The 13,790-nt window shown below is 73.5% G+C and carries 13 protein-coding genes; 10 read left to right on the forward strand and 3 right to left on the reverse strand.

The features are described 5' to 3' along the window. Positions 1-316: 316 nt before the first annotated feature. From GTY67_RS29615 to fabG, 5 genes are read left to right on the forward strand one after another with little or no spacing between them, the layout of a single operon-like run. Positions 317-2,545: an AMP-binding protein gene (locus tag GTY67_RS29615; protein ID WP_343238784.1), complete on the forward strand. Its 2,229-nt coding sequence runs from the start codon at positions 317-319 to the stop codon at positions 2,543-2,545. After that, on the forward strand, positions 2,542-3,678 hold the full coding sequence (locus GTY67_RS29620) for a beta-ketoacyl synthase N-terminal-like domain-containing protein (protein WP_161281057.1): 1,137 nt from the start codon (positions 2,542-2,544) through the stop codon (positions 3,676-3,678). The genes GTY67_RS29615 and GTY67_RS29620 overlap by 4 nt, the downstream gene beginning before the upstream one ends. Beyond that, positions 3,675-4,631: a beta-ketoacyl synthase N-terminal-like domain-containing protein gene (locus tag GTY67_RS29625; protein ID WP_161281058.1), complete on the forward strand. Its 957-nt coding sequence runs from the start codon at positions 3,675-3,677 to the stop codon at positions 4,629-4,631. Before GTY67_RS29620 ends, GTY67_RS29625 begins: the two co-directional genes overlap by 4 nt. Before the next feature lie 32 nt (positions 4,632-4,663). Further along, complete coding sequence (locus GTY67_RS29630) at positions 4,664-4,939, forward strand: acyl carrier protein (RefSeq protein ID WP_093686633.1); 276 nt, start codon at positions 4,664-4,666, stop codon at positions 4,937-4,939. After that, entirely contained in the window at positions 4,936-5,772 is an 837-nt protein-coding gene (fabG, locus tag GTY67_RS29635; RefSeq protein WP_237502949.1) for a 3-oxoacyl-ACP reductase FabG, read from the forward strand. The genes GTY67_RS29630 and fabG overlap by 4 nt, the downstream gene beginning before the upstream one ends. A 17-nt stretch (positions 5,773-5,789) precedes the next feature. Here fabG and GTY67_RS29640 read toward each other — a convergent pair whose 3' ends face one another. Next, on the reverse strand, positions 5,790-6,536 hold the full coding sequence (locus tag GTY67_RS29640; RefSeq protein ID WP_093686634.1) for a hypothetical protein: 747 nt from the start codon (positions 6,534-6,536) through the stop codon (positions 5,790-5,792). 104 nt (positions 6,537-6,640) lie between these two features. Between GTY67_RS29640 and ggt the strand changes: the two genes are divergently transcribed. Beyond that, a complete protein-coding gene (ggt, locus tag GTY67_RS29645) occupies positions 6,641-8,458 on the forward strand; it encodes a gamma-glutamyltransferase (protein ID WP_093686635.1) in 1,818 nt (605 codons plus the stop codon). 159 nt (positions 8,459-8,617) lie between these two features. Beyond that, positions 8,618-9,388, forward strand: a complete 771-nt coding sequence (locus tag GTY67_RS29650) for a glycoside hydrolase family 75 protein (protein ID WP_161281059.1) — start codon at positions 8,618-8,620, stop codon at positions 9,386-9,388. Here the strand turns inward: GTY67_RS29650 and map are convergent. Beyond that, complete coding sequence (map, locus tag GTY67_RS29655) at positions 9,375-10,148, reverse strand: type I methionyl aminopeptidase (RefSeq protein WP_176727370.1); 774 nt, start codon at positions 10,146-10,148, stop codon at positions 9,375-9,377. The genes GTY67_RS29650 and map overlap by 14 nt on opposite strands. Before the next feature lie 67 nt (positions 10,149-10,215). Here map and GTY67_RS29660 point away from each other — a divergent pair, with 67 nt between their 5' ends. From GTY67_RS29660 to GTY67_RS29670, 3 genes are all read left to right on the forward strand, one after another. Beyond that, positions 10,216-10,494 (forward strand): helix-turn-helix transcriptional regulator, encoded by a 279-nt coding sequence (locus GTY67_RS29660; RefSeq protein ID WP_093686637.1) that lies wholly within the window; start codon positions 10,216-10,218, stop codon positions 10,492-10,494. A 28-nt stretch (positions 10,495-10,522) separates the two neighbouring features. Continuing rightward, positions 10,523-10,903, forward strand: coding sequence for a PPOX class F420-dependent oxidoreductase (locus GTY67_RS29665; RefSeq protein WP_161281060.1), 381 nt, complete (start codon positions 10,523-10,525; stop codon positions 10,901-10,903). A gap of 185 nt (positions 10,904-11,088) precedes the next feature. Further along, a complete protein-coding gene (locus tag GTY67_RS29670) occupies positions 11,089-12,561 on the forward strand; it encodes a hypothetical protein (protein ID WP_161281061.1) in 1,473 nt (490 codons plus the stop codon). Between the two features lie 183 nt (positions 12,562-12,744). Here GTY67_RS29670 and GTY67_RS29675 read toward each other — a convergent pair whose 3' ends face one another. Next, a complete protein-coding gene (locus GTY67_RS29675; RefSeq protein ID WP_161281062.1) occupies positions 12,745-13,788 on the reverse strand; it encodes an aldo/keto reductase in 1,044 nt (347 codons plus the stop codon). Positions 13,789-13,790 lie beyond the last annotated feature (2 nt).

Here is a 13,790-nt window from a genome sequence, read left to right on the forward strand (position 1 = left end):
ACGGCGGAACCCCGCCGTGCGGCGCGTGCAGAAGTTATAAGGGGCTTCTCCGCCATCGCCATCGCCCGGCGAAAATGCGTCAGGTCGGCTTCCGTGTGAGGGCGTGGCGCCGGGTATGCGCCGTAATGCCTTGTTCCGTGGCCTCGTTGGGGTCGGCCGAAAGATATCTGTGAGCGGCTGAAACGGACTTGACGAACTTGGTGCCGAGTCGCTGACGGGCCGAGTCCCGCCCGGCTACGTTCCTGCCGAATTCCTCCCGAGCCGACCGGAAGCCGTGGCTGCCGGCCGTCGTGCAGCCCGACAAGGAGCGCGTCGCGTGTCGCCTGAACGGATATCCGATGCCGTGGAGCGGCTGCGCCACATCGTGGCATCCGTCCTCGAACTGGACCTCGCGGAGGTGTCGGCCGAGGCCTCCTTCCACCGTGACCTGAAGATGGACTCGCTGGAGAAGGTGGAGTTCGCGGCCCGGGTGGAGTGGGCCTTCGGTGTCGCGCTGAGCGACGAGGAGGCGAGCGGCATCGACAGCGCCCTTGCCGCCGCCGAACTGCTGGACGCCAGGGTCTCGCTCCCGGCGGGGGCGGGTGCTGGAGTGGCGGGGGCGGGGGCGGGTGTTGCGGGTTCGGTACGGCCCCCGGTTCCGGGAGCTGCCCGGTCGGCTGCGGGCACGCCTGCGGCGATCGGGTCGGTGCCGTCGTCGCCCGCCGGTCTTCGGACTGCGCCGTCTTCGCCTGTCCCGGCGCTGCCTGAGCCGTCCTCGCCGACACCTTCGTTTCCTACTCCGGCCCCGTCCTCGTCTGCCGGACTCCGGTCGGACCTGTCCTTGCCTGCACCCTCGCCGCGCCCCGCGCCCCGGTCCGCCGTTCCTGTGGCATCCACGCAGGCCGCCCGCCCGGCCACCGCACCCGCCTCCACGGACAGTGCCTTGACCACCGGCGGTGCCTTGACCACCTTCGGCGCCTCGACCACGGGCAGCAGCCTGACCACCGGCAGCGGCCGGGCCGCAGGCAGCGGCCTGACGACCGGCCCCGCCCCCTCCGCCGCGATCGACCTGGTGGAGCGGCTGACCGGCCGCCACCTCGCGGCCGGGCGCGGAGACCGTACCGCCTACCTCGACCCCGACCTCGGCGCCGTCTCCTACCGGGCCCTGCACGAAGCCGCCCGTGGCTACGCCGGGGCCCTCCTCGCCCACGGCGTCACCCCCGGCGCCCGCGCCCTCGTCGTCGCCGAGGACTCCGCGGCCACCGTCGCCGCCGTCCTCGGCCTCTGGTGGCACGGCTGCGTGCCCGTCCCGGTCAGCCCGATGCTCGGCGAGGCCGACCGAGCCCTCGTCGCCGCCGACTGCGCGGCCGAGGTCATCCACCTCGACACCGCACCGGCCGACCCGCCCGCCGGGACCGTGCTACTCACGGGCGACGCCGTACGCACCGGCATCCGCACCGGCCACCCCAACGCGGCGAACCGTCCCGACCTCGCCCGGCCCTCCACCGGCCACCTCCCCGGCCGGGCCGCCCTGATCCAGTACACCTCCGGCAGCACCGGCCGTCCCAAGGGCGTCCGGCACGCCACCTCCGCGATCACCGCCATGCTGGACGGCTTCGGCGCTCTGCTCGCCCTGCGCGCCGACGACACCGTGCTCTCCACCGCCCGGATGTCCTTCGGCTACGGCTTCGGCAGCTCCGTCCTGTGCGCCCTCGACGCCGGAGCCACCACCGCACTGATCCGCGGTGCCGTCGACCCGCACACCGTCCGGGCCGCGCTGCGCCGCCACCGGCCCACCGTGCTCTGCTCCGTCCCCCGCCTCTACGCGGCTCTGCTGGACACACTCCAGCCCGGGGACGACGCGGTGGCCGCGCTGCGCCTGTGCCTGAGCGCCGGTGAGAACTGCCCGGCCGCGCTCAACCACCGTATCCAGGACGTCTTCGGTGCCCCGGTGATGAACTGCCTCGGCGCCACCGAGGTCATGCACGTCGTCGTCGCCACCCCGCCGGACCGCCCGATGCCCGGACGGGCAGGCCTGGCCGTCCCCGGTGCCACCGCCACCGTCCGCGACGAGCACGGCCGACCGGTGCCCGACGGCACCGAGGGCCGACTGCACATCGTCGGGCCGACCGTGGCGCTCGGCTACCTCGACCGCCCCGACGACGACCGGATCACCTTCGCCGACGGCGGTGCCTACACCGGCGACCTGGTCCGCCGTGAGGCCGACGGCACCCTGACCCACCTCTGCCGGGCCGACGACATCCTCAACCTCGGCGGCTACAAGGTGCCGCCCGCCGAGATCGAGGCGGTGATCCGTACCGTCGCCCGCATCCGCGACTGCGCCGTCGTCGGCGGCCTCGACGCCGACGGCCTGGAATGTGCCGTCGCCTTCGTCGTCCCGGAGGCCGGGGCCGACGAGGAAACGATTCGCCGCGCCCTCCGGGCAGCGGTCCGCGCCGACCTCGCCCTCTACAAACGCCCGGCCCGGGTCGAGTTCGTCAGCACACTGCCCGCCACGGCCACCGGCAAGGTGGCCGCCTACAGATTGCGTGAGCAGGCATCATGACGTGGGACATCACAGGGATGGGAGCGGTGGCCTGCAACGGCACCACCCCGTCGGAGATCTTCGACGCGCTCTGCGCGGGCCGCGACGGACGGGGACCGCTCCAGGTCTTCGACCACGAGAAGTACCGTGCGCGGAACGCGTACGAGATCACCGACCGGGCCCGCCCGGGCGTCGACGAACCCGGCCGCGCCACCCGCTGGCTCATCACCGCGATCGACCAGGCCCTCGCCGATGCGGGCCACCCGCGCGATCTCGCCGGTGTGCCGATCCTGGTCGGCACCACCCTCCAGGAGCAGCGCAGCGCCGAACTCTGGTGGCGCCACGGCACCGCCCTCGACCCCGCCGACCTGCACTTCGGCACCGCGCTGCGGGAGCGGTACGGCGCCGCCCGCACCTACACCTTCGCCAACGCCTGCGCCGCCAGCCTGTACGCGCTCGCCATGGCCACCGACCTCATCGAACTCGGCGAGGCCGACACCGTCGTGGTGGCGGGCACCGACGCCATCGGCGAGAGCGCCTTCGGCACCCTGGACCGGGTCCAGAACGACGTGCCCGACACGCTGCGCCCCTTCGACCGCTCCCACCGCGGCATGCTGATGGGCGAGGGCGCCGTCGCCGTGGTGCTCACCCGCACCGCCGCACCGGGTCGCCCGGTGCACGCCCGGCTGCGCGGCGTCGGCGTCAACTGCGATGCCCGGCACTCCACCGCCCCCGACCCGGAGGGCATCACCCGCGTCCTGCGCGACGCCTACCGGCTGGCCGGGGCCGCACCCGAGGAGATCGACCTCGTCATGCTGCACGGCAGCGGCACCCCGAAGAACGACTCCACCGAGGCCGCCGTGCTCTCCCGGATCTTCCCTCGCGGGAGCGGCCCGCTGATGACCGCCGTCAAGTCGATGACCGGCCACACCCTCGGCGGCTCCGGCCTGCTCAGCCTGACGATGGCCGTGCTCGCCCTCCAGCGCGGTCAGGTGCCGCCCGTACTCGGGCTCACCGACCCGATCGAGGAGGCGGAAGGCCTACGACTCGTACGTGAACACGCCGCCACAGCACCAGAACTGACGCTGGCTCAGGTCGACGCGTTCGGCTTCGGCGGAATCAACGCCGCCGCGATCCTGGAGGCAGCCCGATGAGCACCGCGCACCCCGCCGCCGCGTCACCGCCCCGCGCGGCCGTCGTCACCGGGGTGGGGCTCGCCGTCCCCGGCCTCACCCTGCCCGACGAACTCCTCGGCACCGTCCGCGAGGGCGGCTTCGACCCCGTCACCGGACTCGTCGGCCGCGACCTGCGGCACAAGGACCGCGCCTCCCGGCTCGCCCTCCGAGCCGCCGCCCCCGCCTTGAGCGACGCCGGTCTGCTCGTCGACGGCAGCTACCACGGCCCCGGGGACACCACCGCCGTCCTCGTCAGCACCAACGTCGGCATCCTGGAGAACGTCTGCGGCTTCGCGGACACCATCGCCCGCGACACCGTCCTCGGCCTCAGCCCGCTCGGGCTGCCGCAGACCTCCAGCAACGTCATCGCGGGCTCGGTCGCCATGGCCCACGGCCTGCGCGGCCCCAACGTCACTCTGTGCAACGGGCCCACCAGCGGCCTCGACGCCCTCTACTGGGCCCGCGCCCTGATCGTCACCGGACGGGCCGACACCGCCGTGGTGATCGGCGTGGAGCCGGGCGGTGACATCGTCACCAAGCTGCTCGGCACTCCGGCCCTGGACGGCGCCGTGGCCCTGGTCCTGGAGTCGGCCACCCGCGCCGCCGAACGCGGCGCCAAGGTCCGTGCCACCGTGGCCGGTTGCGCCCGCGCGGCGGACCTGGCCGGTGCCGTCGCCCGTGCCGGAAGCCTGACGCCCGACCTATGGCTGACCGAGGCGGCGGACGACCCGGCCGCGCCGCCCGTCGCCTCCGTCCTGGACCCCGCCGCCGGACTCGGCGCCGCCTCCGGCGCCCTCGGCCTGCTCCAGGCCGCCGCCGCCATCGCCCACCTCGACGAACACGGCAGGCACACCGTCCTGGCCACCTGCGGCGGGCCCGAGGACGACGGCGTCGCCGCCGCGTTCCTCACCGGCCCGCACCACACCCCGTAAAAGCCCGACCCTTTCGACAAGAGGAGCGCCCCATGCCCACCCACACCCACACCGACCAGGCCTTCGATGCCGAGGAGCTGCGTACCGTCGTCGCCGAGGCGCTGGAACTGCCCGTCGACGAGGTCACCGACGACGCCCGCTTCAAGGAGGACCTGGAGGTCGACTCGCTGATCTCGCTGGAGATCGCCGTCCGGGTCGAGGAGCGTTACGGCGTGAAGATCGACGAGTCGCGGCTGGCCGAGATCGGCAGCTTCCGGCTCGTACGGGAGCTGATCGAGGCCGAGCTGAACGGCGCGTCCGCCACATGAGCGGCCTCGAAGCCGAAGCCACGACCGGTACCCAAGCCGAAGCCACCACCGCCACCGGCACCGAGGTCGTCGGCGGCCCAGCACCCGTCGAGCCGTCAACCCGCCCCGTAGCCCTGATCACCGGCGGCTCCCGAGGCATCGGGCGTGCCGTCGTCGCCCGCCTCGCCGAGGACGGCTACGACATCGCCTTCTGCTACCGCTCCGACGCGGAGGCCGCCGGGGAAGCGGCCCTGATCGCCGAGAAGGCCGGCGCCCGGGTCCACCACCGGCCGGTCGACGTTGCCGATGCCGCCCAGGTCAAGGCGTTCGTCGCCGAGGCCGAGGCCGAACTCGGCCCGCTCGCGGCCGTCGTCACCTCGGCCGGCATCACCCGGGACCGGCCGCTCGCCCTGATGGCCGAGGAGGAGTGGCGCTCGGTCATCGGCACCAACCTCGACGGCACCTACAACGTCTGCCGGGCCGCCGTCTACCCGCTGATGCGCCGCCGCCGGGGAGCCGTCGTCACGCTCTCCTCCATCGCCGGGGTGCACGGCAGCGCGGGCCAGACCAACTACGCGGCCTCCAAGGCGGGGATCATCGGCTTCACCCGCTCCCTGGCCCGGGAGTGCGGCCGCTACGGCATCCGCGCCAACGTCGTCGCACCCGGCCTGATCTCCACCGACATGACGGCCGACCTCCCCGCCGAGGTCGCCGAACGCCACCTCAAGAGCGTCCCGCTCGGCCGGGCCGGCACCCCGCAGGAGGTCGCCGACCTGGTCTCCTTTCTGGTCTCGGACCGTGCCGCCTACATCACCGGCCAGGTCGTCGAGATCAACGGCGGCCTGCCGAGCTGATCAGCTGACGCGAGCACTCAGCTCCCCGCCCGGTGGGAGGCGGGGGGCGTCGCCGGTTCCGGCGTCTGCGCCGCACGTGTCACATCGCCGACGACCTCCACCACATCGGGGCCGTACGCCTGGGAGTTGACCACCTTCAGCAGCAGCGCGAAGGACTTGTTGCCGTGCTTGCGCAGCAGCTTCTCGTAGTGGCGCGACACATAACGGGTCGCCGCCTGGTTGGTGATGGCCCGCTGTCCGCAGAACAGGAAGACAGGGCGCGCGTCCTGACCCCCCGTCAGCCGGGCGAGCAGGACGTACTCCGCGGTCCCCGGCTCCAGCCGGTAGCGCTCCGAGCCGATCTGGAAGGCGACCCGGTCCGGGCCGGGGTCCGGGTCGGTGTTGATCCGTACACCGGGGAGCAGGGTCCGCAGGTGGGCCGCCATCCGCTGGTTGGAGGTGGGGCCGCCGACGCAGAACTCCGTACGTTCCCCGAAACCCTGCTGCGCCACGTCGTGCGTGACGATCTGCGCGTTGGCCGCACAGTCCTTGATCAGAGCGGAGAGCTCCAGCAGCGCGAACACGTCGTACCGGTGCACGGACCCTTCGGCGCCCGCGTACCGGTTGACGACCAGCAGGCATTCGGAGTGGGCGGGGAGCCCGAAGAACGCCTGCTTACGGCGTAGCTTGCGCCGCAGGAGGTAGGTACGGGCCAGCCAGCCCAGCGATCCGCTGACCCCGGCGGCTATCACGCCCAGCACGATGTTGCGCACGTCGTCCGTCATGGCCGGGCATGTTATCGGTCATTCGGGTAACCGTTCGAGGCGGTCCTGACGATCCGGGTGCCCGCGGGCTAGCCTGCGCGGAGATCTGTTGACTGGAGGTTCGTATGCGCCGTTCCGTCGGCCGGAACATCTCGATAGTGGCCGCCCTCGCCGTGGTCGCCTCCCTCGGGGCCGCCGCCCCCGCGGGCTCCGCGCAACCCGCCCACCGGCACCCCGCCCCACCCAAGTCCCCGGTGGCGGTGGGGTACGGGGGAGCGGTGGCCAGTGTCGACCGAGACGCGTCGGCGGTCGGCATCGAGGTGCTGCGCAAGGGCGGCAACGCGGTGGACGCGGCCGTGGCGACCGCAGCCGCGCTCGGCGTGACCGAGCCGTACTCGGCGGGCATCGGCGGCGGGGGCTACTTCGTCCACTACGACGCCAGGAAGCGCACCGTCCAGACCATCGACGGCCGCGAGACCGCACCCCGCAGCGCGGACGCCTCCCTCTTCCTGGAGGACGGCAAGCCCATCCCGTTCGAGGAGGGCGTCACCAGCGGCCTCTCCGTCGGCACCCCTGGCACCCCGGCCACCTGGGAGCGCGCACTCGACGCATGGGGCTCCAAGTCCCTTCGTACGCTGCTGAAACCGGCCGAGCGCCTGGCCCGGGACGGCTTCGTGGTGGACGACACCTTCCGCTCGCAGACGGCTTCCAACCAGGCCCGCTTCGCCGACTTCCCGGCCTCCGCGAAGCTGTTCCTGCCCGGTGGTGAACTACCCGTCGTGGGATCGGTGTTCAAGAATCCCGATCTGGCCCGTACGTACGAGAAGCTCGGCCGCAAGGGCGTCGGGGAGCTGTACCGGGGCGAGTTGGCGGACGACATCGTCCGTACGGTCCGCAAGCCGCCCGTCGACCCGAAGGCGACCCGCGACGTCCGCCCCGGCGATCTGACCCGCAAGGACCTCTCCTCGTACCGCACGCTGAAGCAGAGCCCGACGAAGGCCGGCTACCGGGGCCTGGACGTGTACGGCATGGCGCCCTCCTCGTCCGGCGGTACGACCGTGGGCCAGGCGCTCAACATGCTGGAGCGCACCGACCTCTCGCGGGCGAGCGAGGCCCGCTACCTCCACCGGCTCATCGAGGCGAGCCGCATCGCCTTCGCCGACCGGGGACGCTGGGTCGGCGACCCCGCCTTCGAGAACGTGCCCACCAAGGAGCTGCTGAGCCAGCGGTTCGCGGACGCGCGCGGATGCCTGATCAGGGACGACGCGGTGCTGACCAGTCCGGTGGCGCCCGGTGACCCACGAAACCCGGCCCGCTGCGGGAGCGGTGGTACGGCGGCGCCCACGACGTTCGAAGGGGAGAACACCACCCACCTCACGACGGCCGACAAGTGGGGCAACGTCGTCTCCTACACCCTGACGATCGAGTCCACCGGCGGCAGCGCCATCACGGTCCCCGGCCGTGGCTTTCTCCTCAACAACGAGCTGACCGACTTCTCCTTCGCCCCGGCCAACCCGGCCGTGCACGACCCGAACCTCCCAGGCCCGGGCAAGCGGCCCCGCTCGTCGATGTCCCCGACCATCGTCCTCAAGAACGGCAAGCCGGTCCTGGCCCTCGGCTCACCGGGCGGCGCCACGATCATCACCACCGTGCTCCAGTCCCTCACCGGCCACCTCGACCGCGGGCTCCCGCTCGTCGACGCGATCGCCGCGCCCCGCGCCAGCCAGCGCAACGCGGCGGCCACCGAGATCGAACCGGACCTGTGGAACAGCCCGGTCCGCGCCGAGCTCGAAGCGCTCGGCCACGCCTTCCGGCAGAACCCGGAGATCGGCGCCGCCACCGGCGTACAGCGGCTCCCCGACGGCCGCTGGCTGGCGGCGGCGGAAAAGGTGCGGCGGGGCGGTGGCTCGGCCATGGTGGTGCAGCCGGGCGGCGGGAGCTGACCCGGCCTCATGCAGCAGGGGCGGCGGGCCGGTCGTACGCGGTACACACCGCGCGCGACCTGCACCGCCGCCGGGGGAGGGGAGAGCCGGAGATCCCGCGCCGGCGCAAGGAGGGGCCGCACGGGTCCCCCCGGTCGACTGGAAGGTCCGTCCCCCACGATGCGTACCCGAACGTTCACTCTGACCGCCGCCACCTCCGCCGTCTGCGGGGCCGCCCTGCTCGGCCCGGCGGCCCTGCCCGCCACCGCCGACGTCCCCGTACCCGGCACACCGCCGGACACCCGGGCTGGTCTTGCCCCGGAAGCCCTCACGGACGCGTCGGTGAGCGCGGAGGAACTGCTCGCCGAGGTCCGCTCCTGCCGGCAGATCTCGCGGGGCAAGTACCGTACGGACGCCAACAGCTCGAAGGCCACCGTCCCCGTCTGCGGCACCACGGACGCCGTGTTCTGGAAGGCGGACATGGACATCGACTGCGACGGCCGGAAGACGAAGGCCTGCAACACGCGGACCGACCCCTACTTCCAGTCGCAGACCGCGTTCCAGACCTCGCGCGGCAAACCGCTGGACTCGGCGCGGCTGCCGTTCGTGGTGGTGCCGGCGCCGGGCCGGATCTGGGACTACCGGAAGTCCGGGCTGACCGGTGGCAGCGTGGTCGCCGTGATCCACAAGGACCAGGTGCGGTACGCCGTCATCGGCGACACCGGGCCCGCCGGGATCATCGGCGAGGGGTCGTACGCGCTGGCGGAGGAGCTGTCCATCGATCCCCACCCGACGACCGGCGGGGCCGCGTCCGGCGTCACGTACATCGCGTTCAAGGACTCCCGCGTCTCACCGATCGAGAGCCGCGCCAAGGCGGAGAGCCGGGGCGAGGAGCTGGCGAGGGCGTTCGTCGGACGTGATGAGGGGGTCTTGCCGCTCAGAGGGCGGTGAGGACGCGCGGGCCGTCGTTCGTGATGGCCACCGTGTGCTCGGCGTGCGCGGCCCGGCTGCCGTCGGTCGTCCGCAGCGTCCAGCCGTCCTCGTCGTGGCGGAACTCGTCGAGGCCGCCGCCGAGCAGCATGGGCTCGATCGCGAGGACCATCCCGTGGCGCAGCGGCATGCCGCGCCCCGGCCGTCCCTCGTTCGGCACGGACGGGTCCTCGTGCATCGAACGGCCGATGCCGTGGCCGCCGTACCCGTCGAGGATGCCGTAGCCCGCCTTGCGGCAGACCGTGCCGATCGCGTGGGCGATGTCGCCGATCCGGTTGCCGACGACCGCCGCCGCGATGCCCGCCTCCAGCGCGGTGGTGGCCGCGTCGATCAGCTCGGTGTCGGCGGGGCGGGCCGTGCCGACGGTGAAGCTGACCGCCGCGTCACCCGCCCAGCCGCCCAGCAGGGCGCCCGCGTCCACGCTGACCAGGTCGCCGTCGCGCAGGGGCTCGGCGGAGGGGATGCCGTGGACGACGGCGTCGTTCACGGAGACGCAGATGACGGCCGGGAACGGGGTCGGCGCGAAGTGCGGCTTGTAGTTCAGGAACGGCGAGGAGGCCCCCGCCTCGCGCAGCACCTCGCGCGCCGCCTCGTCCAGCTCGCGGGGCGTCACGCCGACGGCGGCGACCTCCTGGGCGCGGGCCAGGATCCGCGCGACGACGCGTCCGGACTCACGCATGGCTTCGATGGATGTGTCTGTCTTGATGTGCACCATGCCCATTACTATACCGGTCGAAGCGGTATAGTAATGACGGTATAAGAATGGTGAACCGTAGTAGAGTGGGTCCATGGTCCGCACCCCACTCACCCCTGAAGAGCGCCTCCGCGGCGAACGGCTCGGCCGCCTGCTCCGTGAGGCGCGCGGGGAGCGCAGCATGGTCGCCGTCGCGGCGAGCGCCGGAATCTCCGCCGAGACCCTCCGCAAGATCGAGACCGGCCGCGCCCCCACCCCCGCCTTCTTCACGGTCGCCGCGCTCGCCGGGGCCCTCGGCCTCTCCATGGACGAACTGCTCGGCCGCTGCGCCCTGGAGTCCGCCGAACCCGCCGTCGTACCTCTGATCGCGTAACGGGCGCGCGATGCGTAGGGTCGCGTCCGTGACTCTCCAGGACTTCGCGCGCAGCGAATACGTCAGCCTGACCACCTACCGCAAGGACGGCACGCCCGTCGCCACGCCCGTATGGGCCGCGGCCGAGGGGGAGGTGCTGTACGTGTGGACCCGCTCCGACTCATGGAAGGTCAAGCGGCTCCGCAACAACACCGATGTGGTCATCACCGTCTGCGACGTACGGGGCAAGATCGCCGAGGGCGCTCCGAGTGCCGAGGGCACCGCACGCCTCCTCGACGCGGACGAGACCCGCCAGGTACGCAAGCTGCTGGCCCGCAAGTACACCTGGAAGTTCTGGCTCGTCGACTGGCCCGCCACCATCGCCCGCTTCGGCAAGCGCCCGCACACCGGGATCGCCGTCACCTTCTGAGGCCGACTGCCGGTCGCGTACGGGTTCCGAGTTCCCCCGCCGCATCGCGTACGGGGGCGCACGCCGTCGGCCCCCGTGCGCCCGGCGCAGCGCGGACGAAAGCTGCGTGTAGCCGTCCCGTAACACGCCTGCGGTCGAATGCCTGCGGACTGGAAGGCTCCAGTCGACAGTCGGCGAGGGCGACGATGACGGTGCATCAGCATGCGGTGGATGTAGGCACGTTCGCGCAGTACCTACAGGAACTGACAGCACGACTCGACCCCGGACGCGGGTGGTACGGGGTCTTCACCCGGCGCGACCCCCAGGGGATGCGGTCCTGCCTCGACGGGGTCGAGATACCGCCCTGGGACGTCGTGGAGTCCTTGCTCGCCGACCTGGCCGAGGTCCACGGCGCGTACTTCGCCGAGCAGGTCTCGGTACGGGCCGCCGCGCTGTACTCCGCCTCCGCGGCCGCCCACGACCGGCGGCCCGGCGGACGCCAGGAGCTGGTCCACCGGCTGGAGTTGATGATCCGCGAGCAGGGCCGCGCCGCCGAGCGGCTGCGCACGGCCGGGGCGGCGGCGGGCGGCGACCCGGCCGACCCGGAGGCGCTGGCCTGGGCCCACGACGACCACCGGCGCGCCTCGGCCAGATGCGTGGAGCTGCGCAAGCGGCTGGCGGCGGTGACGGTTCCGCAGCCGAGAGCCGGGGCTGACCCTGACCGCGAAGCCGGTCCGCGCGGTTCGGCGCGCTGGGGTTCCGACGGGCCGGCGTGGCGGGCCCCGGAGCACCCGCCGCAGGAAGCCGCGGAGACGCCGGAGGCTCCGGAGGCTCTCGCGCAACCGGTACCGCAGCCCATGGCTGAGCCCGTACCCGAGCCCGCCCCACCCTCGGAGCCCTCCGAACACCCCCTCGGACGTTCCCGGTCCCGCAGATCCGCCCCCGCGCCCCGGCGGAAGAAGTCGGGCGGCGCCCGGTTCGCCGGTCTCGACGTGGACGACGAGGAGGAGACGGAGTACGCCCCCTCGCCTCTCCCCGCCCCGCCCGCGCCCCCGCCGGCGGGCGGCTCAGCCCCGCGAGGCGCCCGCTTCGGCGGCGGGCCTGCGGAGGCGGCTGAGGAGGCCCCGGCCCCGGCCGCGCTGCCGGACCCGGAGGCCGGAGAGGCGGTGGCCGCCGCCGTCGCGCGGCTGGTCCAGCTGCGGGCGGAGGGGCGCAGCGGCGAGGCCCACGTGGTGCTCTGCGAGGTGGCGGCCTGGCCCGCGCCCCGGCTGCCCGTGCTCGCGGTCGCCCTGTACCGGGCCGGTCTGGCCGCCGACTGGACGACCCTGCTCTGGGAGGCGTCCTCGCTGCCGCCCGCCGGGTTCGCGGCGGCGGCGGGCGCGCTGGCCGCGGCGGGCCGGGACGAGGACTGCGGGCTGCTGCTCCGGCAGGGGGTGGCCAGGCCCGCCGCCGAGGTCGCCGAGGCGGTGCTCGCCCTGGACGGGGCGGGCCGCGAGGGCGAGGCGCGGGCGCTGCTGGGCGCCTTCGTCCGCGTACGTACGCCGCAGGAGGCGGCCGAGATCGCGGGCGGCGGGACCCGCATCCTGCCACACCTGCTGGCGGCGGCCCGTGAGGTGTCGGTGGAGCGGGAGTGGGACCTGGTCCACGCGCTGCGGGTGGCGGGCGTGCCGGGCGTGTGAGGCGGCGGGGGACCCGGACAGGCCCTGCCTGTGACGCCGCGCAGTGCCTCGGGCGTCCACCGACGATGCCGCGCAGTACCCCCGGCGCCCGCCCGCCGAAGCCGCGTAGTGCCCCGGGGCCTCACCGTCGCCCCGCAGCACCCGGGCCCCCACCGCCCCCCTGGCCCCCACCAGGGCGAGGGCTCAGAGCACCTCGGAGGTCGTACGCCGATAAGTGGAGCGCCGGTCCTCGATGGCCGCCCAGCGGTCCCCGTACACCGTCTCGATCACCCCCTCCTCGCGCAGGAAGTCGTGCGGGAAGCCCAGCGGCACCGCGCTCACCGTGTCCAGCCGCTCCACGGCCGCCGCGTCCAGCTCCACGTCCAGGCAGCCGAGGGCGTCGGTGAGCTGGTCCGGGGTGGACGGGCCGAGGATCGGGACGATGTTGCCCGGGCGCCCGCGCAGCCAGGCCAGCGCCACTGCGGCCGGGCTCCAGCCACCCTCCCGGGCGATCTCGACCACGGCCCGCACGGTCTCCCGCGCGCGCAGCTCCGCCTCGTCGGCCCCACCCGCCGCCGCTTCCTCCTGGCGGCCGGTCAGGCGGCCCCGGGCGAGCGGGCTCCAGGCGAAGACGGCCTGGTCGAAGGCGCGGGCCTGCGGGAGCAGTTCACGCTCCGGGGTCCGCTCCAGCAGGCTGTAGCGGAGCTGCGAACTGGTGAACGGCGTCCAGCCGCGCAGCTCGGCGACCGTACTGGCCTGGGCGATCTCCCAGGCGGGCCAGTCGGACACGCCGACGTACAGCACCTTGCCGCTCCGGACGAGGTCGTCGAGGGCGCGCATGACCTCCTCCACCGGCGTGAAGTTGTCCCGGGCGTGCACCCAGAGGACGTCCAGCCGGTCCGTCCGCAGCCGCCCCAGGCTCGCCTCCACGGACTGCACCAGGTTCTTGCGGTGGTTGCCCCCGGAGTTGAGGTCGCCCGGCCTGGTGGCGCAGGTGTACTTGCTGGCGAGGACGAGCGCGTCGCGGCGGTCGCCCAGCAGTTCGCCCAGGACGCTCTCGGATGTGCCGCCCGCGTAGATGTCCGCCGTGTCCAGGAAATTCCCGCCGGCCTCCAGGTAGGCGTCGAGGATCCGCCCGGAGGTCTCCCGTACGGCGGCGTGGCCGGATTCGTGGCGGCCCAGGGTCATGGCACCCAGGGCCAGCTCGCTGACGCGCATACCGGTCCTGCCGAAGAGTGTGCAGCGCATGA

The sequence above is a fragment of the Streptomyces sp. SID8374 genome, assembly GCF_009865135.1.
GTDB lineage: Bacteria > Actinomycetota > Actinomycetes > Streptomycetales > Streptomycetaceae > Streptomyces.

Bases quoted from the DNA above. Each gene is read 5' to 3' on its own strand.
- GTY67_RS29620 (WP_161281057.1), top strand. From the start codon at position 2,542: ATGACGTGGGACATCACAGGGATGGGAGCGGTGGCCTGCAACGGCACC.
- GTY67_RS29625 (WP_161281058.1), top strand. From the start codon at position 3,675: ATGAGCACCGCGCACCCCGCCGCCGCGTCACCGCCCCGCGCGGCCGTC.
- GTY67_RS29630 (WP_093686633.1), top strand. From the start codon at position 4,664: ATGCCCACCCACACCCACACCGACCAGGCCTTCGATGCCGAGGAGCTG.
- fabG (WP_237502949.1), top strand. From the start codon at position 4,936: ATGAGCGGCCTCGAAGCCGAAGCCACGACCGGTACCCAAGCCGAAGCC.
- GTY67_RS29640 (WP_093686634.1), bottom strand. From the start codon at position 6,536: ATGACGGACGACGTGCGCAACATCGTGCTGGGCGTGATAGCCGCCGGG.
- ggt (WP_093686635.1), top strand. From the start codon at position 6,641: ATGCGCCGTTCCGTCGGCCGGAACATCTCGATAGTGGCCGCCCTCGCC.
- GTY67_RS29650 (WP_161281059.1), top strand. From the start codon at position 8,618: ATGCGTACCCGAACGTTCACTCTGACCGCCGCCACCTCCGCCGTCTGC.
- map (WP_176727370.1), bottom strand. From the start codon at position 10,148: ATGGGCATGGTGCACATCAAGACAGACACATCCATCGAAGCCATGCGT.
- GTY67_RS29660 (WP_093686637.1), top strand. From the start codon at position 10,216: ATGGTCCGCACCCCACTCACCCCTGAAGAGCGCCTCCGCGGCGAACGG.
- GTY67_RS29670 (WP_161281061.1), top strand. From the start codon at position 11,089: ATGACGGTGCATCAGCATGCGGTGGATGTAGGCACGTTCGCGCAGTAC.
- GTY67_RS29675 (WP_161281062.1), bottom strand. From the start codon at position 13,788: ATGCGCTGCACACTCTTCGGCAGGACCGGTATGCGCGTCAGCGAGCTG.